Annotated in this window: 20 protein-coding genes and 1 pseudogene; 7 read left to right on the top strand and 14 right to left on the bottom strand. The window is 53.3% G+C overall.

Annotated elements, in window-relative coordinates; all coding sequences use genetic code 11:
* Positions 1–188: 188 nt before the first annotated feature.
* The 7 genes from ABLV07_RS05160 to ABLV07_RS05190 form a co-directional block, all read right to left on the bottom strand.
* Positions 189–1142: a spore coat U domain-containing protein gene (locus ABLV07_RS05160; RefSeq protein WP_100279670.1), complete on the bottom strand. Its 954-nt coding sequence runs from the start codon at positions 1140–1142 to the stop codon at positions 189–191.
* Positions 1143–1154: 12 nt separating this feature from the next.
* Positions 1155–3479, bottom strand: coding sequence for a fimbria/pilus outer membrane usher protein (locus tag ABLV07_RS05165; protein WP_045360584.1), 2325 nt, complete (start codon positions 3477–3479; stop codon positions 1155–1157).
* A gap of 2 nt (positions 3480–3481) precedes the next feature.
* Positions 3482–4231: a molecular chaperone gene (locus tag ABLV07_RS05170; protein ID WP_015366013.1), complete on the bottom strand. Its 750-nt coding sequence runs from the start codon at positions 4229–4231 to the stop codon at positions 3482–3484.
* 17 nt (positions 4232–4248) lie between these two features.
* The gene (locus tag ABLV07_RS05175) at positions 4249–4767 is read right to left on the bottom strand and encodes a spore coat U domain-containing protein (protein ID WP_015366014.1); all 519 of its coding nucleotides are present in this window, start codon (positions 4765–4767) and stop codon (positions 4249–4251) included.
* A 21-nt stretch (positions 4768–4788) separates the two neighbouring features.
* Positions 4789–5361 carry a spore coat protein U domain-containing protein gene (locus ABLV07_RS05180; protein WP_015705943.1) on the bottom strand — a complete coding sequence of 191 codons (573 nt, stop codon included), beginning with the start codon at positions 5359–5361 and terminating at the stop codon, positions 4789–4791.
* 483 nt (positions 5362–5844) lie between these two features.
* Positions 5845–5988: an Ecr family regulatory small membrane protein gene (locus ABLV07_RS05185; protein ID WP_015366016.1), complete on the bottom strand. Its 144-nt coding sequence runs from the start codon at positions 5986–5988 to the stop codon at positions 5845–5847.
* A 118-nt stretch (positions 5989–6106) separates the two neighbouring features.
* The gene (locus ABLV07_RS05190) at positions 6107–7075 is read right to left on the bottom strand and encodes a VirK/YbjX family protein (RefSeq protein WP_162198566.1); all 969 of its coding nucleotides are present in this window, start codon (positions 7073–7075) and stop codon (positions 6107–6109) included.
* Positions 7076–7220: 145 nt separating this feature from the next.
* On the opposite strand from ABLV07_RS05190, the gene pphA reads away from it, so the two are divergent.
* Positions 7221–7877: a protein-serine/threonine phosphatase gene (gene pphA / locus ABLV07_RS05195; RefSeq protein WP_015366019.1), complete on the top strand. Its 657-nt coding sequence runs from the start codon at positions 7221–7223 to the stop codon at positions 7875–7877.
* Here the strand turns inward: pphA and ABLV07_RS05200 are convergent.
* The 5 genes from ABLV07_RS05200 to yebS form a co-directional block, all read right to left on the bottom strand.
* Positions 7874–8065, bottom strand: a complete 192-nt coding sequence (locus ABLV07_RS05200) for a YebW family protein (RefSeq protein WP_015366020.1) — start codon at positions 8063–8065, stop codon at positions 7874–7876. The genes pphA and ABLV07_RS05200 overlap by 4 nt on opposite strands.
* 101 nt (positions 8066–8166) lie before the next feature.
* Positions 8167–8406 (bottom strand): YebV family protein, encoded by a 240-nt coding sequence (locus tag ABLV07_RS05205; protein WP_015705939.1) that lies wholly within the window; start codon positions 8404–8406, stop codon positions 8167–8169.
* A 112-nt stretch (positions 8407–8518) separates the two neighbouring features.
* A complete protein-coding gene (gene rsmF / locus ABLV07_RS05210) occupies positions 8519–9952 on the bottom strand; it encodes a 16S rRNA (cytosine(1407)-C(5))-methyltransferase RsmF (protein WP_072058496.1) in 1434 nt (477 codons plus the stop codon).
* A gap of 87 nt (positions 9953–10039) precedes the next feature.
* A complete protein-coding gene (locus tag ABLV07_RS05215; RefSeq protein WP_015366023.1) occupies positions 10040–12673 on the bottom strand; it encodes a PqiB family protein in 2634 nt (877 codons plus the stop codon).
* Positions 12642–13925 carry a membrane integrity lipid transport subunit YebS gene (gene yebS, locus ABLV07_RS05220; protein ID WP_015705937.1) on the bottom strand — a complete coding sequence of 428 codons (1284 nt, stop codon included), beginning with the start codon at positions 13923–13925 and terminating at the stop codon, positions 12642–12644. Before yebS ends, ABLV07_RS05215 begins: the two co-directional genes overlap by 32 nt.
* Positions 13926–14058: 133 nt before the next feature.
* Between yebS and ABLV07_RS05225 the strand changes: the two are divergent.
* The 4 genes and pseudogenes from ABLV07_RS05225 to htpX all read left to right on the top strand — a co-directional run bounded on the left by ABLV07_RS05225 (position 14059) and on the right by htpX (position 18525).
* Positions 14059–14572 (top strand): annotated as a pseudogene (locus ABLV07_RS05225) (GAF domain-containing protein).
* Positions 14573–14653: 81 nt separating this feature from the next.
* Positions 14654–15337: an RNA chaperone ProQ gene (gene proQ / locus ABLV07_RS05230; RefSeq protein ID WP_015366026.1), complete on the top strand. Its 684-nt coding sequence runs from the start codon at positions 14654–14656 to the stop codon at positions 15335–15337.
* A 19-nt stretch (positions 15338–15356) separates the two neighbouring features.
* The gene (gene prc / locus ABLV07_RS05235) at positions 15357–17405 is read left to right on the top strand and encodes a carboxy terminal-processing peptidase (RefSeq protein WP_015705936.1); all 2049 of its coding nucleotides are present in this window, start codon (positions 15357–15359) and stop codon (positions 17403–17405) included.
* 235 nt (positions 17406–17640) lie between these two features.
* Entirely contained in the window at positions 17641–18525 is an 885-nt protein-coding gene (gene htpX / locus ABLV07_RS05240) for a protease HtpX (protein WP_015366028.1), read from the top strand.
* A 70-nt stretch (positions 18526–18595) separates the two neighbouring features.
* Here the strand turns inward: htpX and ABLV07_RS05245 are convergent, their stop codons facing one another.
* Positions 18596–19966: an MFS transporter gene (locus ABLV07_RS05245; protein ID WP_015705935.1), complete on the bottom strand. Its 1371-nt coding sequence runs from the start codon at positions 19964–19966 to the stop codon at positions 18596–18598.
* Between the two features lie 177 nt (positions 19967–20143).
* Between ABLV07_RS05245 and kdgR the strand changes: the two genes are divergently transcribed.
* Positions 20144–20935, top strand: a complete 792-nt coding sequence (gene kdgR, locus ABLV07_RS05250; protein ID WP_015366030.1) for a DNA-binding transcriptional regulator KdgR — start codon at positions 20144–20146, stop codon at positions 20933–20935.
* 51 nt (positions 20936–20986) lie between these two features.
* Here the strand turns inward: kdgR and ABLV07_RS05255 are convergent, their stop codons facing one another.
* Positions 20987–21226, bottom strand: coding sequence for a YobH family protein (locus ABLV07_RS05255; RefSeq protein WP_058675517.1), 240 nt, complete (start codon positions 21224–21226; stop codon positions 20987–20989).
* Positions 21227–21385: 159 nt separating this feature from the next.
* Between ABLV07_RS05255 and mgrB the strand changes: the two genes are divergently transcribed.
* The gene (mgrB, locus tag ABLV07_RS05260) at positions 21386–21529 is read left to right on the top strand and encodes a PhoP/PhoQ regulator MgrB (RefSeq protein ID WP_015366032.1); all 144 of its coding nucleotides are present in this window, start codon (positions 21386–21388) and stop codon (positions 21527–21529) included.
* Positions 21530–21564: the final 35 nt, after the last annotated feature.

Genomic DNA, 21564 nt, shown 5'->3' on the forward strand with positions numbered 1-21564 from the left:
GGCTCTCTCCCAAGAGCCATTTCCCTGGACCGAATACAGGAATCGTGTTCGGTCTCTTTTTATCTATTATTCAGCGAGTTATACACATCCATCGTTAATGCTCATCCGGCTGAACGCTGAGCTTTTTCCCTTATATCACAACAAAGTTATTCTTAACATTCCCTTTACAAAAAAACGTGACAATATAATCAATAGCTCACGGTAACCAATACCGTATCACTGTACACGCCAGCAGGTTGATTGCTCTGTGAGGCGTTCACCCGAGCTTTGAAGTTTGTTTGCTGTGCGTTGCCATTTCCCACCAGGCTGACATCTGCTGTTGGCGTCCAGGCGCTACCGTCGGTTTTATAAAGCTGATATTGCAGGTAATAATTTGTCGAATTAATCGTTTGGCTCATTTGCCGCCAACTGCCGTTAAGGGCGTTGATGCTGGAAAGATTAATGCTGTATGCCGCATTCTGCGTGCAGCGGATAGTTAACTGCCCGCTGACCTCGCTAAAAGCGGCTACCAGAGCCGCTGTGGAGAAGGCGACATCGGGCGCGTCATCAATATAGCAATAGTTAGTCACGTTCATAGTTATAAGAACTTGTGAAGTTAACGTGCCATCGTCCGGTACGCAGATCCCCAGCGCGCCTATCAGGCAATAGTGATATTTCCATTCAATGGTCAAGGTGTCGTTATAGGTTCCCGCAGGGATATTACTTCCTGCTATTGTCTGGAAATAAAGCGGAATGGTTCCGTCACTGGTATTAAATAAGCCTAATAGATCAACCAACGCGTTAATGGTCCAGGGGATTGCACCATCAATTTGATACGACGGGTTACAGCCGGCATCTTTACAAACTCGATAGGGGATCCAGGCGTTGTTAGCGCTGCTATAAAGTCGAGGGATTTTGCCACTTTTATTTGCCGAATCTTTGAGCGTTGCGGTAATGGTGCTGGTTGAAAAAAGCGATAGTATGTTGGTACAGCTAAAGCCTGCACCGGCGCTTACCCCTTGCGGAGTTGCCGCCACATCAAACGATCTCACTGAGCCAAAATTAGGCGAGCTAGGCTTAATCTTGCAATCTGCGTGTATCAAGCCGCTGTAGCCTGAAATAACGAGTAATGAACATAACCAAAGAATCGCTTTCAAAGTCATCTCCGTTCATTCTTAGCCACAGCTTAGTGGGCCGATACGTTGTGGCACCGGCGTAGATTCCGGCAGCGTGAATAAAGCCCGGCATTCGCCGTTAGCCGTGTGAATAACTAATTGGTTTTGCTGGTTTAGATGGGTAAACCACACCAGACCGTCATAACCGACCACGCCAGACTGCTGGCTGGTAAGTTCCTCAACGGCCGTTCCCAGCGGCAAAGGATGACCCGTTTTATCAACCAAAGTTATCGAGGCCGAACGCACGCGTGTAACCGGGAAATCAACCAGCGCACCGCTGGCTTCCCGCACCGCAATGCGTTTCTCGACGACTTTAGCCTCAACGTCGGTTGGCAGCGGCAGAGTGTCGAGGGTCACTTTGCCCGGATACCAGGCGGCGGCCCACGGGATCAGCAGGTGCCCGCTATCGTCGGTAGTGCCGACTTTTCGATTTTCATAATTGACCGCGACGTCCGGATAGCCGGCGGTCGAGACGACGATAAATGAATCGCTGATTCGTCGCGCGAAGAACAGGCTGCTATCCATCATTACCACCGAGCCTGCTGCTTCAAACCAGCCCTGATTATCATGCTGCGAACCGTAATAACCGCCGCTCAAGGTTGAAACATCATTCACCCAGGTCAGATCCGCCTGGCTGTAGCGATCTCCACTGATGGAGTGGGCTAAATTCCAGCCGAAACCGCCTTCCGCAGGGGCGGAACGATTGTAGGCGACGTTTTGCCCCCACTCGCCGGAGCTGGCGCGCTGGCTGCTTAACTGCAGTGAACCGAAACTGTCGAAGGGAATGGTTATCTGCATCATGCTGGAGTAGGTGTCTGCCTGCAAATCGCGGTTGATGCTCAGGTTAAAGCTGCTGTTCCGCCACAGGCTTCGGCTCCAGGAAAAGTTCATCAGCCGGGTGCGGCTGTTGTCCTGGGCCTGGATATCGAAATATCCGAGGCTAAATGCGCCAAGCACTTTTCCCCATGGGCTGAGACTTAATGTCGCCTGGTCTGACTGACGGCTGAGGGTTGTCGTTGAGCGATAGCTGGAGAGATTGGCGAAATTCTCGCTGCGTTGAATATGCTGATAGTTAATCCCCCAGATATTGCCGTAGTACGAATAGCCCGCGGAATACTGGTTGCCCTGCTTATCACCCTGGCTCGCACTGGCAGACAGGCTCAAGGTGCCAATCGTGCCAATAGTGATGTCGCTGCCGATACCGCCGTTGGTTAATCCTTGCCGGTCTTCAGTATGCGTTGACACCGTCAGCCAATTGGTCAAGCCATAGCGATAGATCGCGCTGACGGCGCCGGCACCGTAGTCGGCGTTTTTAGTGCCGTAATTATTACGCAACGCGCCGAGGGTAAAATCGAAATCGCTGAGTCCCTGGCGTAGCAGAGTGTTGGAGACATAAAAAGGCACGCTAGTGGAGACCTGGCGGCCAAGCGCATCGGTTGTGACGATAGTCGCTTCGCCGGCGCCGCTGATGTAGGGTACGTTGGTGAGAGTATAAGGGCCGCCGTTAATTTGCGTTGAGCTGGCTTTGTAGCCGTTGATAAAGAGATCGACACTGGAGGGGACCGCCGCGCTACCGGAAAGATTGAGCAAAGGGTAGGTGATCAGGTCAGGGCGTACCGCAAAGTTACGGCTGAGACGAATACCGCCAACACGTACTGAACTACTCCATGTTAAAGCATTACTTACCACATCCCCCGCCTGATAGCTGAGCAGACTTTCCGGGTCGCTATATTTCCACAGCGAGTCGTAGCGAATATAGCCTTGTTGGCTATCGTCGTGACGAGATGACCAGTTCTGTCTGATCACTGCATTGTTTGAAAACACCCCGGCTGGGCCGAAAAGGCGAAATTCCGTCGAGGTGCTGGTGGTTCGCTCGCCGCCAGTAGAAGCCAGGCTATAGGAATCGTAGTTAAACAACAGCCCAGGGGTACTGATCGCCTGCAGATACTCCTGCTCGCGACTATTACCAATATGTTGCTCCGGCAGCCAATTATCCGGAACGGTTAATTTCAGCATTTGCCCGGGCTGGTCGTAAACGACCTTGACCTCCGCTATCTCTCCTACGTCAACCAGCGTTTTGCCGTCGGGAACAGGGATCCACATCTGCTTGAGTACCGCAGCGGAGATCCAATAACGATCATTAATCACTTTCACCGGCACGGTACCCACAGGCGTGTTGCCGTTGACGGAAATGCCGAGATACAGCACGTACTCCTGCTGTGTGCCTGGCGTGGCCGCAGGTGCGGGTAACGAATCATAGGTAGCCGCCCAGGCCGTTGCCGAAGCAATAGCCAGCAGACCACCGGTTCCGATGAGAAGCCTCATGGTTAACGCGCTGCCGGAATTTCCACCGCCTGACTATTATCAGTCAATTTCGCAAACAGGCGCATCCCGGATGCGTTCGCCGCGCGGCCTGATGTCGGGAAACAGACGCGACGTTTAGCCAGCACATACCCCAGTAAACCCTGAGTTTGTTCGACCTGCGGCTTTCCTGCTGATGTTGACCAGTAGACATTACTCAACCTGGCGTGTTGATTCCCGGCATTGTTAATACACAGATTCTGACCGCTAAGCGACCAGCTTAGCGCGGTTCGTATTGGTTCGACGCTGCTTTCCAGCTTCAGTGGTTGCGCGCCTTGCCCGTAGATAAACAAAGGCAGTACATAGCGCATGCGCATATTCAGGCCGGCGGAACTCTTGTCAGTCTGTTTTGTCGGCTGCGCCGCGGGAATTTCATCAATCACGATTCGATATGATTTTTCCTGGCCGCTGGCGACCGGAGACACACGCATCAGGCGAATAAGTTGACGTTGTCCTGGCTGAACATTGGCGAACGGGGGGCTGGAGACCACATCGTTTTGATCGGCATAAAGATCTTTAGATTCTTTTTGATCCCAACCGAAAATGCGTAGTTGTAAATTTACCGCCGTCGCGCCGCGGTTTTCCAGCCACAGTTCAGAGCCTTTATCGCTGGCGCTGATGGTTTGAAAAATAGGCCACACCAGCACCGAGCTGGCGGCCCAGGCGTTAAGACTTATTGATGAACCCAGCAAAACAACAATACAACGATGAATCATATTCAACCTGTCTTATTTTAATAGGTCAGCGTGACCGTAACGGTATCAGTGTATGAACCTTGCGCCGGGAAGCCATTCGTGGCAAAAAGGCGGCCATAAACCGTATAAGTTTGTGTCGTGTTGGGGAATGAGGCGACGCTGTAGGCTTGAGCGCCAGTCCCCCAAACGGTAGAGCGGTTAGCATCCTGAAAAAGCTGGTAAGCCAGCGTACTGCCGGTGGCGTTGGACATATAGCGTTGAGCCGCAGAGCCGCCGTTGACGCCATAGTCAAGCGCCAGCGAGATCGCCATCCCCGGCGTACACGCGACAACGATAGAGCCCGCGCCAGCGGAGCTGGCGACATCAACATTGCTATAAAGCGATGACATGGAGCCAAAATTTAAGGTGCCAAAATCAGCGCCAGGGGTCCCTGTTCCGTTGCCAAGCAGGCAGCCGGTCGTGATCTGCGCGGTCACTTTGAAGGTTTTCTGCGCACTGTCAGCCCAGACGGCTGTGGTCGAAAAAAAGAATATGAGTAGCCAAATTGCGCGCAACATGACATCCGTTTCTCCACAGCGTTACCAGGTTAATGTTGCAGTGACCACGTCCTGGTAGAAACCCTCAGCAGGGGCGGTTACGCCGCCTTGATCTGCCGGCAACACCCGGGCATAAATCGGGATTTCCTGAGCGCTACCCGTCCCCGTGATACCGATACCGGCACTGGTAAATTCAGCCTGACGGGTGCTATTTGAGTAAAGCCGGTAGGCAATTTGATCGCCGTCGGCGCTTTGCATTTGGCGCAGTCCGGTTGTCCCTACATGCTGACCGTTATTCAATGTCAGCGTTGCGGGAAGGTTATTGCTACAGATGATTGAGACCGCGCTGGCGCCGCCGCTGCCAATCAGATTGCTATCTATGGCGTTAACCAAATCGCTATAGGTGCCGAAATCAATGGTACCCCAGCTGTTTACCCCGCTTGCGCTGGAACCATTGGTGACGGTACAGCCCGAGCCGATAGTCAACTGCACCCCGACCTGACCCGTTAATGTACCGGTGGTTAGCCCAGCTGCAGCGACCCATGGCGCCTGAACGAGAAGCGCTGTTGTGATAAAGATACCAGGCAAAGTGCGCGAAAAAGTGTGGACGTTCATGATGAACCTCTGGATTGAAAGCCGCTAAGTAAAACCCTGTTTTTGTGAAGATGAGATTAATCCCATTAATCAACATATAATCGCTGTCTGGAAAAATGCTTATTTTTTTATATTTGTCTGTTTTATTGTTATTATTGGTGTTTTGAGCTGGTTTCTTGTTTTTGTATGGTTTTAACTTCTTGTTTATGATTGTTTTTCTGTGGTTTGTTCTGAATTTTATGAATAGCAGAAAGGAGGGCTTAGTATAATTTTTGCAATTGTCGTGTTAGCGCATATTTTTGGCGAAATGCCAGGGAAGAAGTTAGTAGGGGGGAGAGTAAAAAAACAACAGAAAGAAGACACCTGCACGCAACCAGACCCATAGTGCAGGTGAAAGGTGGGTCTACATCGGAAGCCGCTAGTATACATATTTGTATGATAAATAAAATAAGGCAATGATGGAATGCTATACTATTAATGCGGTTTACGTGTTGAGCGATGGAGTTATTCTGGGGTGATTAACGTTGGATAGAGTGAAGTTTCCAGATAGCTGACCAATACCCATATCTCGTCACTGAAAATAAACCACAGGGCACTGCCTAAAATAAGCAGGATAATCAGTAGCAGGAAAATTTCAGTTTTACTCATGGTGTCAATGGCCAACTTAAACCGATTATCAACAGGCCACGATATTAACCAAAGTATCTGCAAATGAAAACGCCGTTATTTAAAACGGCGAAATTTTTTCGTAATAAGAGATGAATATTTATTTTACGCGTAGCAGATTAGCCACCTGTACGGCCATATCATCCATTAACTGGAAACGGCGGCGATATTCGGCGCGTTTTTTGCTGGCGATACTTTCCAGCGATTTCCTTTCCAGCTTCAGCGGCAAGCGCCAGCGGTAACTATCGTTACGCACACCTTCAATTGATTGCCAGAACTCATCGTAGCTGGCATGGAAGTGCCGACCTTTGCTCAAACGATAGCGCAGAGCGCGGAATACGTGGCCATTATCGCTGACGGCGTAAATAGCCTGGATATTGCTTTGGCCGGCCAACAGCCAGATGAATTCCAGCAGCAGACGTTTGGGGAACAGGCCGTAGCAGGCGCGGGTCGCGTGTTTAATTGCGTCATGAGAGACATTGCGGCGCGGTCCCTGCAGGCCGCCGATGACCAGTTGCCACTCTCCTTGATGGTGAATCACACTAAACGTAGCGCTGGCTAACAGTTGCTGCTGGCTATCGCGAAGCCAAAGAGTCGTTTCACCTTCTCGTTCGGCTTTGCCGGCTGACGAGGCAAAGAGCGTGAAGGCCGCATCATCTTTCGCGGACAGGGTCAGTAACGGTCGTTCTGACGGCGATATCATGGCCGTTGCCAATCGGTTCTCGCCCAGCGAGTCGACGTACTGATAGTGGCTAATGATAGCCTGGGAACGCTGACGGGCGTTAAGGTCGCGCACTAAATACTGGCGATGTACTTTACCTGGCAGCGTAGCCTGCGCCGCCAGCAGTTGGCGGAAATCACCACGCGCAGAAAGGGTGTCCAGCATCTCGCGGGTCGGCTGATAGAACAGCGCCGTACGCAGCAAAAATTTAAGCCGATAGTTGCGCTTTTGCCAGATAGGCGCGGGCGTGATACGCCCCATTACCAGATCGGCAATCAAATTTGAGCGTTGCTGAAGTGTGCATGATGAATGCAGGCTATTGTCCGTCACGATGTCATACCTCGTCATTATTTTATCTTTATTCTACGGATGTCGCGGGACAAGCTTAATGGCTCGCCAGACTATATTTACGCCTTGTTTAACGTTGATTGACGTATGAATTAACGACCTCGCCTTCAGTAATATTTTGTATAATTAGCTGAGGGGGTGAAATATGTATCAGCGATTGGCAGGTAGCACCTGGCGTAATATTTGGCTGGTGGGCGATCTACATGGTTGTTTTGCTTTATTAATGTCTCACCTGCGCCAGCTAAAATTTGACCCCTGGCAGGATCTTCTTATTTCTGTTGGTGATTTGATTGACCGTGGGCCGCAAAGCGTGGAATGCCTGGGTCTGCTCGGTTACCGGTGGTTCAGAGCGGTGCGTGGTAACCATGAGCAGATGGCGCTTGATGCGCGGGCGAGCGGGGAGATGGCGCTGTGGACGTTGAACGGTGGCGACTGGTATCAAACGGCCTCACAAGAACAGAAACGGTTGGCTGATTTGTTGTTTATCCGCTGTCTGGAATTGCCGCTAATCATTGAACTGCGCTGCCAGGATGATACCACCCACGTGATTGCCCATGCCGACTATCCAGCCAGCGTCTACCGTTGGCAGTTGCCCGTGGCGGAGCATCAGGTACTCTGGAGCCGCCAGCGTTTGACCGATCATCTGGCGGGGCGGCACGGTGAGATCGCCGGGGCCGATCACTTTTGGTTTGGCCATACGCCGCTTAAACATCGTTACGATAGCGATAACCAACATTACATTGATACCGGCGCGGTATTTGGCGGCGAGTTAACGCTGGTGCAACTGCAGTCGGCTGTTTAAAAGTCGCTATATTCCGTCGCTGGACGCCAGAAGCCGTCGATAAAATCTTCTACCGGGAAACAGCCGCCCTGGCGAATTCGCTGATCGTCCATCGCGACGAGGCATTGTCGCTCGCTATTGTAAACATCAACCACGATGTCTTCGCACCCGCCGTCCAGATAGCAAATGAATAATACTAAGGCGAACATCCAGCCCTCATAAGCGAATAAACATAAGGTAAGTGTAGGGGAAGTTAGCGCAGCGGGGGAGGGATATAAATAACCCGTCTCAGGCGACGGGTTCATTTGAGTCAGGCAAGGCGCATGACCCAGGCATCGGATTGGCGATCGTAATGTTTACGGTAGAGTACAGAATGTTCGCCATTGAGAATGGCGGGAACGCTGGTCTCGGCATCCCAGGCGTCCAGTTGCATGCATAAGTCAGGATCGGATTTACAAGGAATGCTTAACGTTCGCTCACCCTGTGATTCGCCGTGCAGCTCGGCGTCGTCGATTTCAAACGCGCCGATTCGTACGTTAGTTTTACTCATCATTCACCCCGTTTGTCTGCTGAGTTGTGGTACGACCAGTTAGGCCGTCATTTTTCAGCGTAGACAACGGGGAGTAAATCGCCAGTCAAAAAGTGCGCTTTTTAGCGCGCGATCACGACTTTCCGGCGAAGAGTTTGCCGTCGCGCACCAGTTCGCGGGGATAACTATTTTTCAGACGTGACCCTATGCGTTTAGCGAGCCCTAATGGCATTCCCTGGAAAGTGACGATGACATCGTCCTGCTGCGGCGGCGCTTCGGGATAGACATCGCGTCCACGGTACCACTCCTCCGCTTCCGTTAAGGTGAGCTCAAAAGGAGCCTCTGGCGTGGCCAGTGAGATCACCGCTTCATGTTGCCAGCGGTAGCCTTTGTTATGTGTTTCAGCGAGACGAATCCCAATGCGAGAAAAACGAACCCTGCCGATTAACGCTTCCAGTTCTTGCGGGAACAGCCAGATTTCTTTATCGCGTTGCCATAAACGAAGATGCTCTGGCCATTGCAGGCCAACAGCATTAGCGGCGGCGGCGACAGCGGCGGCTTCCCGGCCCTTCATCGGTGCGAAGGGGAACTTGCCTACTTTATAGCCAGGCGCAGGCAGCGGATCGATAGAGGCGGTTTTACGCAGGCGGGCAACGAAAAAACCCTCACAATCAAAAATCTGCGGGAATACGTGCAGGAAACCTTCGTCGGTGAGCGCTTCGCGAGCCTGCGGGAAGAGTGAATCCAGCGTCAGGACTTCAACCGCCTGCGGGTAGGTTTGCAGCAGCCAGTTAACCACTTCCTCGTTTTCTTCACGGTTCAGCGTACAGGTGGAGTAGACGAGGGTGCCGCCAGGACGCAGAGCATGAAAGGCGCTGTCAATGAGCTCACGTTGGGTGGCGGCAATCTCCTGATTACTTTCCGGCGACCAGTTTTTCAGCGCGTCGGGATCTTTACGCACTACTCCTTCGCCCGAGCAGGGGGCGTCGAGCAAAATGGCATCAAAGCATTCGGGCAGCGCGGCGCCGAAGACGCGCCCGTCGAAGTGGGTGAGGGCAACGTTATTAATGCCGCAGCGGCTGATATTGGCGTGCAGCACTTTCACCCGGCTGGCAGAAAATTCGTTGGCCAGGATCGCTCCGTGGTTGCCCATCCGGGCGGCTATCTGCGTGGTCTTGGAACCCGGCGCAGCGGCGACGTCCATCACTCGCTCGGGCATTTCACCATCGGCGAACAGCGCCGCCACCGGCAGCATCGAGCTCGCTTCCTGAATATAAAATAGTCCGCTCAGATGTTCGGCGGTGCTGCCCAGCGGTAGTACATCGTCATCATCACGCTCGATCCAGAAACCCTCGGCACACCACGGAACCGGCGTTAACTGCCAGCCGTAAGGGGCGACCAGTTGCAGAAAATCCGCGACCGTTATCTTCAACGTATTGACGCGAATGCTGCGGCGCAGCGGACGCTGGCAGGCGGCGATAAAGTCATCGAAAGAGAGATGCGTTGGCATAGCCGCACGCATTTGAGCGAGGAAGGGTTCCGGAAGATAGACAGCGTTTTGAGCCACGAGCAGCGCACCACAAGAAAAAAGGGTGCGCAGTTTATCATAAACGCCCCGGCGCGGGACACCGGGGCGTTTATGAGGCATTGGGAATTAATTAGGCAGTGCCGTTCCCCAATCGCGCCACTCTTTCGGCTCGCTTTCCAGCAGCAGGAAGTGTTTGCCATCCTGCGCTTTTGGCGCCAGTGGCGTTCCCGGCGGGGTGGCAAAGGCGATACCGCCGCGGATAAACTGGTTAAAGGTACCCGTCTTCACCACTCCGCCAATCAGGCCGAAGTCGAGGCTATAGCCGGAAGCCAGCCAGAACACCGAGTTATTGCGCACTAAGTACTGGTAGCGCTTACTGATACGCAGCTTAACCATTACGCGGTCGGACATCGAGCCCAGCGTCAGCCCGGTCACGGTACCCACTTCCAGGCCGCGGAACAGCACCGGCGTACCAATATCAAGCGAACCGGCTTCCGGCACTTCGACGATAATACTCAGGCCGTCGATGTAGCGCGAATCGGTGATGGTGGTGTCCTGAATCTCGAAGTCGCGGCGCGGCGAACCACGTCCAGGTTCAACGTTGATATATGACTGGAAGATCGTGTCCAGATGTTCAACGCCGGCGGCAGAGATCTGCGGCGTAATCACCGAGAAGCGGGTACCGGCACGGGCAAAGGTGCCGACATATTCCGGATAAAGCACCGCTTTCGCCTGAACTTCATTTTTTGCCGTAATCAACTCCAGCGACTGGATCTGGCCGATGTCGATACCGAGGTAGCGAATCGGCATGCCCGCCGCCATTTTACCGGCATCGAAAGCGTGCAGCGTGATCTGGCCACCCACCGCGCGGGCGGCGGTTTCGGAGGCGTACAGGACACGCTTATTGTTCAAGCGCGCGTTGGCGCTGCTGCCGTTGAGGTTATCAAAGCTGATCGCGCCTTTCAGCGCGCGCGCCAGTGGCGACGCCTGCACGGTTAGCCCATTACCGTCGAGTTTTACCTTCGCGCCGCCTTCGGCCCAGAAGACGCTGTTATTGGTCAGCAGGTGGCGATATTCCGGTTTGATATGCAGATCGATATCGAAAGCATTACTACGAGGTTTCACCGAGATGATCTCGCCGACGGCGAATTTGCGATACAACACCACGGAGCCTGCCTGCACATCGGGCAGCGTTTCCGCGGAAAGACTCAGCGTGGTGGTCGGGATTTCACTGAGGCTATTTTCCTGTGCTTTTTCCAGGTTGGCATACAGCGGATAGCGACTCTGCATTTCCCCTTTTTCGCCGGGGATGATGCGGATCCCGCCATCGACCCATTCGCTGGCGCTGGCGCCAAGCACCTGCACGCCATCCAGCCCAACTTTCACATCAAGGCGGCTGTTGACGACAAATTTGCTATCGCCGCGTACCAGATTGCGATACTCCGGCGCAATGGCGACCTGGAAAGTGACACCCTCTGCGGTTAGCTTGCGTTCCAGCACCTGGCCGACTTTAACGCCGTGCAGCATCAGCGGCTGGCCGGCGGAAACGCCATAGCTTTCCGGCGCCGATAAAGTAACGGTGGCGACGTTCGGCTCTTCCAGTAGCGCTTTATCGGCTGGCATCACCATAAAGTGATTGCGCGGCTCGCCGTCACCAGGGACCAGTTCAAAAGTATTGCCGGTGAGCAGGGCGCTAACGCTTGGGTTATCCAGTGAGATTTTCGGCTTCTTCATTTGAATCAGCGTCTTATCCCGAAGCAGGGTGACCACACTCGGGTCGACGGTCATCTCACCGGTAACTTTACCGCCGGGATTGAGATTGAGTTTGGTTAACTGTCCCACTTCCAGCCCCTGGTACATCAGCGGCGTAGAACCTGCTTTCAACCCATCGCCGTCGGGTAGCTCCAACGTCACCAGCACCCCGCGCTGGCTGTGCGCCAGATCTTCGTACAGATTGTACTCGTCGTTTTGCGCCGCCGCTTTGGAGTCGTCAGGCGAGTCAAAGGCGATGGCGCCGTTAACTAACGCGGAGAGGTTTTCCAGCTGGACTTTGGCGCCGCTCAGGCTGACGTCGGCTTTAATCCCGGAGACGTTCCAGAATCGACTGCCTTTTTTAACCAGATTAGTGAAGCGACGTTCGATTAATACATCAATCGTCACCCCCTGATTGTTGGCGTTGAGCGTGTAGTCATACACCCGGCCAACCGGGATTTTACGGAAATAGACCAGCGATCCGCTGTTCAGCGAACCAAGATCCGGCGCCTGCAGATGAATCATCAGTTCGCCGTTGTTGATGCGGTATTTCGGCTGAGTATCCAGGGCGACGAAATGATCTTCCGGTTCGCCTTTGCCCGGCATCATACCGATATAGTTACCGCCGACCAGCGCATCCAGCCCGGAAACGCCGGCCAGAGAGGCTTTTGGCGTCACCAGCCAGAACTGGGTATCTTTGCGCAGCGCGTCTTTCATATCGCTCTTCACGCTGGCGGAAACTTCAATCTTGCTGAGGTCCTTACTCAAAGAGATATCCTGTACCGTACCAACCTCTACCCCTTGATAGCGGATAGGGGTACGTCCCGGAACAATCCCGTTTGCGGACTGGAAATCGATGGTAATCGTCGTTCCCCGACCTTCAAAGCTGGTCCAGATGAGCCATCCGGCAATCATCAGCGCGATGACCGGCAACAGCCAGAATGGCGAGATACGGCGTTTGGTTTTTATTTTGGCTTCAGTCGGCGAAGCGGGCGTTTCCTGACTCATGAGCGTCCCAAAGTAAGCGGCTGTCCAGCCATTCAACTGCAAGGATAGTTAAAATCACCGCGCCGCCGAAATAGACCGCCGCCGGCCCCATGGTAAAGGCCAGGAGCTGATCGCGGTTTATCAACGACATGGTTAATGAGATAACAAACAGATCCAACATCGACCAGCGGCCGATCCAGGTAATCAGCCGCAGCAGCAGGATACGCGTACGTAGCCCCTGTTCGCACTTGAATTGTATGCTGACCAGCAGGGTAAATAACACTATAACTTTGGTGAATGGTACCAAAATACTGGCGATGAACACTACGCCGGCGATTGCGATGTTGCTGTTGGCAAGTGAAATGATCCCCGAAAGAATCGTATCTTCCTGGCGCGCGCCATTGACGTAGATTATCGAAATCGGCAGCAGGTTGGCCGGCAGCAGGAAAACCAGCGACGCAATCAAAGCCGCCCAACTGCGCTGCAGGCTTTGCGGCCGGCGATGATGCAGCGAGGTATGGCACCGGCGGCAGCGGCCGCGGGAGTCGCGATAACCGGTATAGTGACAGCCGGTGCAAACCTGAAGATTGGTGTCGTAGCGCATGGCCGGTCGTTCGGGATAAAAACGCTCCCACAACTCTTCAACGTTCATGTGGATGAGCGTCAGGATGCTGAGTAGGGTCAGCGCGATAAAGGCGATCAGGCCGATGCCGGGCTGCAGGAAAGCATAGTCCTGGACCTTAATGGAGGCGACGCCGATACCGACCAGATAAATGTCCAGCATCACCCACTCTTTCAGTTTGCCGAGCATCAGCAGCACCGGACGTAGGTTCATCCCCAGCACGTTGCCAAGCCAAAGGTAGGCGATGGAGACCACCAGCAGGACGGGCGCAACCACCGCGCAGAAGAGCACCATCGCAGCGGTAATGGGATCGCCCTGGTTGGTCATCTGCCAGATCCCCTGCAGGACGTTGGCGTCAATACGCACGCCGAGCAGATGCAAACGCAGTAGCGGCTCGCTCCAGGCGAACGGCATCAGCAACATCATTGTAAACGCCATACTAGCGAGCCGGGAAAGGGACCAATCGCGGCCGTCGCGTACCTTCGCGTTGCACCGCGGACACCAGGCGCATTGATTTCGTTTCACAACCGGTATGCGGAACAGCATGTCGCACTGCGTACAGCGCTGATAGTGCGCATGCGGCGTTGGCGAACTGACCGAATGAACGGTAATCTTCTTCGTCGGCGTGATTGAGGGTGTTTTTATCAGCATTTATTACGTTCGGGAATGAATGTATCCCACTATATTAACCCAGGAATGAATTCATCTTGAGCCCGAAGGCATTTAATGCTTATTTTAGTAGGCATCTGCAGATGAGATAGTAAGACAACTAAGTGATTAAAAAATGAACAAAACAGAATTCTACGCGGATCTGAACCGCGATTTTCAGGCGCTTATGGCAGGCGAAACCAGTTTTTTGGCAATGATCTCAAATACCAGCGCGTTACTGTTTGAACGCCTGGAAGAGGTCAACTGGGCCGGTTTTTATCTCCTGGAAGGCGATACGCTGGTGCTGGGGCCGTTCCAGGGTAAGCTGGCCTGTGTACGTATTCCGGTCGGCCGCGGCGTGTGCGGTTCCGCCGTGGCGCAGAACCGCGTCCAGCGCGTGGAAGATGTCCATGCGTTTGATGGCCATATCGCCTGTGACGCCGCCAGCAATTCGGAAATCGTCTTTCCGTTGCAGGTGAATAATCAGATTATCGGCGTACTGGATATCGATAGCACGGCGTATTCCCGCTTCACCGCAGAAGACGAACAGGGGCTTGCAGAGCTGGTCTCGCGCCTCGAAACGCTGATTGCGGCGACCGATTATCAAAAAATCTTTGCCCACGTCGCAGGATAATCAACGGATAACGTAGCATTTAGCGATGACGTCATTATAATGACGCCTGTTCATGCCTGCGGCTTGTTGGCTACGTCCGTTGTAATCAGGAAATTTCATGGAAAATCAACCTAAGTTGAATAGCAGTAAAGAAGTAATCGCGTTTCTGGCCGAACGTTTTCCTCAGTGTTTCAGCGCTGAAGGCGAAGCGCGCCCCCTGAAAATCGGTATTTTTCAGGATCTTGTAGAGCGAGTTGGCGGCGAGATGAATCTCAGCAAAACCCAACTGCGCGCTGCCTTACGTCTTTATACTTCGAGCTGGCGTTATCTGTACGGCGTGAAAGCGGGAGCGATTCGCGTCGATCTCGACGGCAACCCGTGCGGTGAACTGGAAGAGCAACACGTTGCTCACGCCCGTCAGCAGCTCGAAGAAGCCAAAGCTCGCGTTCAGGCGCAGCGCGCCAGCCAGCAGGCTAAAAAGCGCGAAGCCGCTGCCGCGGCAGGCCAACAGGAAGAAGGTGCACGCCGCGAGCGTAAACCGCGTCCTCAGCCGCAGGCTCGCCGTAAAGAAGGTAGTGAACAGCGTAAGCCGCGTCCTGCAGCTGCCAAAGCACCGCGTGAAGAGCAACGTCTTACCCCGGTGTCTGACGTCTCTGTATTGAGCGTCGGTCAGGCTCTGAAGGTGAAAGCAGGCAACAACGCAATGGACGCCACCGTTGTGGAAATCACCAAAGATGGCGTTCGTGTACAGCTGACTTCTGGTATGTCAATGATTGTACGCGCAGAACACCTGGTGTTCTGAAACGGAGGCCGGGCCAGGCATGAACAAACTTTTTAAGCTCACCGCGCTTGCGGGCCTGCTAGCAATAGCAGGCCATGCCTTCGCCGTGGACGATATCACCCGAGTCGATCAAATTCCCGTGCTGAAAGAAGAGCCGCAGCACGCGACGGTGAGCGAGCGCGTTACCTCGCGCTTTACCCGCTCCCATTATCGGCAGTTTGATCTCGACAACGCCTTTTCGGCAAAGATTTTCGACCGCTATCTGAATCTGCTGGATTACAGCCATAACGTGCTGTTGGCCAGCGATGTTTCTCAGTTTGCGGCGCAAAAAAATAAAATCGGCGATGAACTGCGCAGCGGCAAACTGGACGTTTTCTACGACCTGTACAACCTCGCGCAGAAGCGTCGCTTTGAGCGTTACCAGTACGCCCTGAAGGTACTGGATCGTCCGATGAATTTTACCGGCAACGACAACTTCAACCTCGATCGCAGCAAGGCGCCGTGGCCGAAGGATGAAGCCGAGCTTAACGCGTTGTGGGACGCCAAGGTGAAGTTCGATGAACTGAGCCTGAAGCTGGCGGGTAAAGACGATAAAGAAATTCGTGAAACCCTGACCCGGCGTTATAAGTTTGCGATTCGTCGCCTGGCCCAAACCAACAGCGAAGACGTCTTCTCGCTGGCGATGACCGCTTTCGCCCGCGAAATCGACCCGCATACCAACTATCTCTCCCCGCGTAACACCGAACAGTTTAATACTGAAATGAGCTTGTCTCTGGAAGGTATTGGCGCGGTGCTGCAGATGGACGACGACTACACGGTGATCAATTCACTGGTTGCCGGCGGCCCGGCGGCGAAGAGCAAAGCGATTAGCGTTGGCGACCGTATCGTCGGCGTTGGTCAGCCGGGTAAGAGCATGGTTGATGTTATCGGCTGGCGGCTGGACGATGTTGTCGCGCTGATCAAAGGGCCGAAGGGCAGTAAAGTTCGCCTGGAGGTTCTGCCAGCGGGCAAAGGGGCGAAAACCCGTATTGTTACTCTGACCCGCGAACGTATTCGTCTTGAAGATCGCGCGGTTAAGATGTCGGTCAAAACCGTCGGTAAAGAAAAAGTCGGCGTGCTGGATATCCCGGGTTTCTACGTTGGCCTGACTGATGATGTCAAAGTACAACTGCAGAAGCTGGAAAAACAGAACGTCAGCAGTATCGTCATCGATTTGCGCAGTAACGGCGGTGGGGCGCTGACGGAGGCGGTTTCGCTTTCTGGTCTGTTTATCCCATCCGGCCCGGTAGTACAGGTGCGTGATAACAACGGTAAGGTCCGCGAAGATAGCGATACCGACGGTGTGGTTTACTATAAAGGCCCGCTGGTGGTCTTAGTCGATCGCTTCAGCGCTTCCGCATCGGAAATTTTTGCTGCCGCGATGCAGGACTATGGCCGTGCGCTGATTGTTGGCGAGCAGACCTTCGGTAAAGGCACCGTTCAGCAGTATCGTTCGCTGAACCGTATCTACGATCAGATGCTGCGCCCGGAATGGCCGGCATTAGGTTCCGTGCAGTACACCATCCAGAAGTTCTACCGCATTAACGGCGGCAGCACTCAGCGTAAAGGGGTTACTCCGGACATCATGATGCCAACCGGTAAAGAAGATCGCGATACCGGCGAGCAGTATGAAGATAACGCGCTGCCGTGGGATAGCATCGATCCGGCGACCTACGTGAAGTCCGGGGATATGAAACCGTTCGAACCTGAACTGCTTAAGCGCCATGAAGACCGTATCGCAAAAGATCCGGAATTCCAGTACATCATGAAGGATATTGCGCGCTTTAACGCCATGAAAGATAAGCGCAATATCGTTTCTCTGAACTACGCGCAGCGTGAGAAAGAGAATGAAGAAGATGATGCGATTCGTCTGGCGCGGGTAAACGATCGCCTTAAGCGCGAAGGCAAGCCGCTTCTCAAAAAGATAGACGATCTGCCGAAGGATTATCAGGAGCCGGATCCGTATCTTGATGAAACCGTGCATATCGCGATTGACCTGGCGCAACAGGAAAAAGCGCAGCCTCCGGTAGAACCACCGGTTAGCAAATAACTCCTCAACGGGCACAAGTGATTGTGCCCGTTTCTTTTTCTGTCCTCATCCGGCTGTCGACTTTATTCAACAAAATTGTCAACACTCGCCTGGGGTGTCAGCGATATGCTACAAAATGTAAAGTTGTGTCTTTCTCGTGACTTAGCGGGGTCTGATCGTTGAAAATTAGCATCTGACCCATACGATATGGGGTATCGCATAGTGCGTTTTGTTAAATCGAGGTAAAAAGAATATTATGATGCGAATCGCGCTTTTCCTGCTGACTAACCTGGCAGTCATGGTGGTGTTTGGCCTGGTGCTTAGCCTGACGGGGATCCAGTCGAGCAGCATGACCGGCCTGCTGATCATGGCGCTGCTGTTTGGTTTTGGCGGCTCGATCGTTTCGCTGTTGATGTCGAAATGGATGGCGCTGAAGTCGGTTGGTGGGGAAGTTATCGAACAGCCGCGTAACGAAACTGAGCGTTGGTTGATGAACACCGTCGCACAGCAGGCGCAGCAGGCAGGCATCGCCATGCCGCAGGTGGCGATTTATCACGCCCCTGACATCAACGCCTTCGCCACCGGCGCGCGCCGCGACGCTTCTCTGGTCGCCGTGAGTACCGGTCTGCTGCAGAATATGAGCCGTGATGAAGCGGAAGCTGTTATCGCTCACGAAATCAGCCATATTGCTAATGGCGACATGGTCACCATGACGCTGATTCAGGGTGTAGTGAACACCTTCGTTATCTTTATTTCCCGCGTTATCGCGCAGATTGCGGCCGGTTTCCTCGGCGGCAACCGTGAAGATGAAGGTGAAAGCAGCAACGGTAACCCGCTTATCTACTTTGCGGTCGCTACCGTACTGGAACTGGTATTCGGTATTCTCGCCAGCATCATCACCATGTGGTTCTCGCGCTATCGTGAATTCCATGCCGATGCAGGTTCCGCCAAACTGGTCGGTCGTGAGAAAATGATTGCTGCATTGCAGCGTTTGAAAACCAGCTATGAACCGCAGGAAGCCAGCAGCATGATGGCGTTCTGTATCAACGGTAAAGCGAAATCGATGAGCGAACTGTTCATGACCCATCCGCCGTTGGACAAACGTATTGAAGCGCTGCGTAGCGGAGAATACCTGAAATAATCTGCCGTGCAGACGCTGAAAATAAAAATCCGCAGCTTTCCGGCTGCGGATTTTTTTTGGCCGCTCGTTATCAGGCGGCGCGCGGTTGAGTTACGCGTAGCCCGCTGATGGCGGCGGCAATGACCGCCAGGGAGCCGGCCAGCAGAAGCGCGGTGTGGGTGCCGCTATTGCCTGCCAGGTTAAACAGCAGGGCGACCAGCGCGGCGCCGCTACTTTGTCCCAGTAAGCGTGCGGTACCCAGCATACCGCTGGCGCCTCCGCTGCGATGTCCTGGCGCAGAGGAGACAATGGTATGGTTGTTTGGCGACTGAAACAGACCGAAACCTGCGCCGCACAACGCCATCCGCCAGATAATATCGAGATCGGAAGGTGAAGAGGGTAATAGCGCAAGGCCAAACAGGCCGCAGGCCATGATCAGCAGTCCCATTGCCCCCAACAGCCCGGCATGAACCTTCTCGATCAAATAACCCGCCAGAGGGGCCATCACCATGGTCGCCAACGGCCACGGCGTTAACAGTAACCCGGTCTCTACTTCGCTGCGTCCGATAACGGTTTGCAGGAAAAAGGGCAGGGAAACCATCGCCAGCATCTGCGCGCAAAAAGAGCAGATCGAGGTGCAGATAGAGAGCGAAAAGATTGGAATGCGCAGTAAATCAACCGGCAGCAGTGGGACCGGCATGCGCAACTGCCGGCGAACAAAGAAGAAGCCGATAATCAGCATAGCAATGACCTCGGCCAATACCAGGTAACCGGATTGCCCCTGGGCAAAGCCGCCCAGCGCCGTGATGAGCAACCCGAAGGTAAGGGCGTTCATCATCGCGCTCGGCAGATCGAAACGGGTAATCTTGCTGGCGCTGCTGTTGGGCGGTAAAAAGCGCATGGCGAGGAAGATGGAAATAATCCCCAGCGGTACGTTGATTAAAAACAGCCATTGCCAGGAAGCAAGCGAGAGGATAGCGGCGGCAATGGTAGGCCCCGCGGCGGAGGAGACGGCAACGACGAAAGAGTTGATGCCCATTCCGCGACCTAGCTGCCTCTTAGGATAGATAAGGCGAATCAGCGCCGTGTTGACGCTCATCAGCGCCGCGCCGCCCAGCCCCTGGGCCACACGCGCCAGCGTTAACATCTCGAGACTTCGGGAGAGGGCGCAAATCAGCGAGGTGATGGTAAACACTACCAGACCAATTTTATAGATTCGTCGATAGCCAACCATATCGCCAAGAAACGAGAGTGGCAGCAGGGCGATGACGATAGCGATTTGATAGGCGTTGACTATCCAGATTGAAGATGCCGGCGAGGCATTCAGGTCGGTGGCGATAGTCGGCAGGGCGACGTTGGCGATAGCGCCGTCGAGTACGGCCATCGTCAGGCCTAATACAATCGTCAGAATGGCGCCGTAACGCTGGGGAACCGGCAGGCCATCCAAAAGTTTTTTTTCCATGTGAAGTTTAAGTCTTAGAGGAAACTATTTTCTGATTAATGATTTTAGCATTGATTATTCAACCATAAGTCGCAGATTTGTAACCAACTCGCAGAACAACGATTGCGACGGTCATAATGTGAATTTATAATAAAAAACAGTTCTGAATTTTATAAAACAGTTACGATGAGGTGAACAATGGCAGCTGCTGATATGGATAAACAGCCAGATTCTGTCTCTTCAGTATTAAAAGTTTTTGGCATCCTGCAGGCTTTGGGCGAAGAGCGTGAGATTGGTATCACCGAATTGTCACAGCGTGTGATGATGTCCAAAAGCACGGTGTATCGTTTTTTACAGACTATGAAGTCACTGGGCTATGTCGCGCAGGAAGGCGAGTCTGAGAAATATTCTTTAACGCTGAAGTTGTTCGAGCTTGGCGCGCGGGCGTTGCAGAACGTTGACCTGATCCGCAGCGCGGATATCCAGATGCGTGAAATTTCTCGCCTGACCAAAGAGACGATTCACCTCGGCGCGCTGGATGAAGACAGCATCGTTTACATCCACAAAATTGATTCCATGTACAACCTGCGGATGTATTCGCGTATCGGCCGACGTAATCCGCTGTACAGCACCGCCATTGGCAAAGTGCTGCTGGCGTGGCGCGACCGGGCGGAAGTCGAGCAAATCATGGACGGTGTCGAGTACAAACGTAGCACCGAGCGAACCATTACTGATACCAGCGCGCTATTGAAAGTGCTGGACCAGGTGCGCGAGCAGGGCTATGGCGAAGACAATGAGGAGCAGGAAGAAGGATTACGCTGTATTGCGGTGCCGGTCTTCGATCGCTTCGGCGTGGTGATTGCCGGCCTGAGTATCTCCTTCCCGACGCTGCGTTTCTCTGAAGAACGTTTGCACGAATATGTGGCGATGTTGCACGCTGCGGCGCGTAAGATTTCCGAGCAGATGGGTTATAACCGTTACCCGTTCTGACAGTGAATGATGAGCTACAGCGTAATACCTTACCCTGTAGCTCCTGTCATTTTAACCCTGGTCGATAACCTTCACGCTTTTGCGCAGAATAGGGCAGTTGGTAATACCGATAATACCGCTATCAGAATGAACATATTGTGCGGTGGTGATACCCTGCGCTGTCAGGTATTTGCATTGCAGTCCCAGCCCGCCAGCATTCTGATTGCTGCTAATTAACACGCCATAACCGCTTAATAATACGCCAATCCAGACAATCGCCAGTATGACAATAGAGCGAATGATCAATCGCATTTTTGCCTCGTTATTTGTATGATCCTGCCGTGTATTCTGGCACGAACACTATTTGATACAAGTCTATGATTCCTAAACTTGCCTTTCGTATTACAGTTAGCCGCGGTTTAAGAAGGTCGTGTTATCCTGGCAACATCTGATTATGGTACGGAGTGTGGAGTGAAAAAATTACGCTGGGTTTTGCTGATCGTTGTCATAGCGGGTTGTTTGCTGCTGTGGACTCAGATGCTTAACGTAATGTGCGATCAGGATGTGCAATTTTTCAGCGGTATTTGCGCTATTAACAAGTTCATCCCCTGGTAAGACATTTTTGTGCCGACGGATTTTCTTCTGCCGCG

The sequence above is a fragment of the Klebsiella sp. CN_Kp097 genome (assembly GCF_040064495.1).
Classification (GTDB): Bacteria; Pseudomonadota; Gammaproteobacteria; order Enterobacterales; family Enterobacteriaceae; genus Klebsiella; species Klebsiella aerogenes.

Excerpts from the sequence above, each read along its gene's own strand:
- ABLV07_RS05160 (WP_100279670.1), bottom strand. The coding sequence starts at position 1,142 with ATGACTTTGAAAGCGATTCTTTGGTTATGTTCATTACTCGTTATTTCA.
- ABLV07_RS05165 (WP_045360584.1), bottom strand. The coding sequence starts at position 3,479 with ATGAGGCTTCTCATCGGAACCGGTGGTCTGCTGGCTATTGCTTCGGCA.
- ABLV07_RS05170 (WP_015366013.1), bottom strand. The coding sequence starts at position 4,231 with ATGATTCATCGTTGTATTGTTGTTTTGCTGGGTTCATCAATAAGTCTT.
- ABLV07_RS05175 (WP_015366014.1), bottom strand. The coding sequence starts at position 4,767 with ATGTTGCGCGCAATTTGGCTACTCATATTCTTTTTTTCGACCACAGCC.
- ABLV07_RS05180 (WP_015705943.1), bottom strand. The coding sequence starts at position 5,361 with ATGAACGTCCACACTTTTTCGCGCACTTTGCCTGGTATCTTTATCACA.
- ABLV07_RS05185 (WP_015366016.1), bottom strand. The coding sequence starts at position 5,988 with ATGAGTAAAACTGAAATTTTCCTGCTACTGATTATCCTGCTTATTTTA.
- ABLV07_RS05190 (WP_162198566.1), bottom strand. The coding sequence starts at position 7,075 with ATGACGAGGTATGACATCGTGACGGACAATAGCCTGCATTCATCATGC.
- pphA (WP_015366019.1), top strand. The coding sequence starts at position 7,221 with ATGTATCAGCGATTGGCAGGTAGCACCTGGCGTAATATTTGGCTGGTG.
- ABLV07_RS05200 (WP_015366020.1), bottom strand. The coding sequence starts at position 8,065 with ATGTTCGCCTTAGTATTATTCATTTGCTATCTGGACGGCGGGTGCGAA.
- ABLV07_RS05205 (WP_015705939.1), bottom strand. The coding sequence starts at position 8,406 with ATGAGTAAAACTAACGTACGAATCGGCGCGTTTGAAATCGACGACGCC.
- ABLV07_RS05215 (WP_015366023.1), bottom strand. The coding sequence starts at position 12,673 with ATGAGTCAGGAAACGCCCGCTTCGCCGACTGAAGCCAAAATAAAAACC.
- yebS (WP_015705937.1), bottom strand. The coding sequence starts at position 13,925 with ATGCTGATAAAAACACCCTCAATCACGCCGACGAAGAAGATTACCGTT.
- proQ (WP_015366026.1), top strand. The coding sequence starts at position 14,654 with ATGGAAAATCAACCTAAGTTGAATAGCAGTAAAGAAGTAATCGCGTTT.
- prc (WP_015705936.1), top strand. The coding sequence starts at position 15,357 with ATGAACAAACTTTTTAAGCTCACCGCGCTTGCGGGCCTGCTAGCAATA.
- htpX (WP_015366028.1), top strand. The coding sequence starts at position 17,641 with ATGATGCGAATCGCGCTTTTCCTGCTGACTAACCTGGCAGTCATGGTG.
- ABLV07_RS05245 (WP_015705935.1), bottom strand. The coding sequence starts at position 19,966 with ATGGAAAAAAAACTTTTGGATGGCCTGCCGGTTCCCCAGCGTTACGGC.
- kdgR (WP_015366030.1), top strand. The coding sequence starts at position 20,144 with ATGGCAGCTGCTGATATGGATAAACAGCCAGATTCTGTCTCTTCAGTA.
- ABLV07_RS05255 (WP_058675517.1), bottom strand. The coding sequence starts at position 21,226 with ATGCGATTGATCATTCGCTCTATTGTCATACTGGCGATTGTCTGGATT.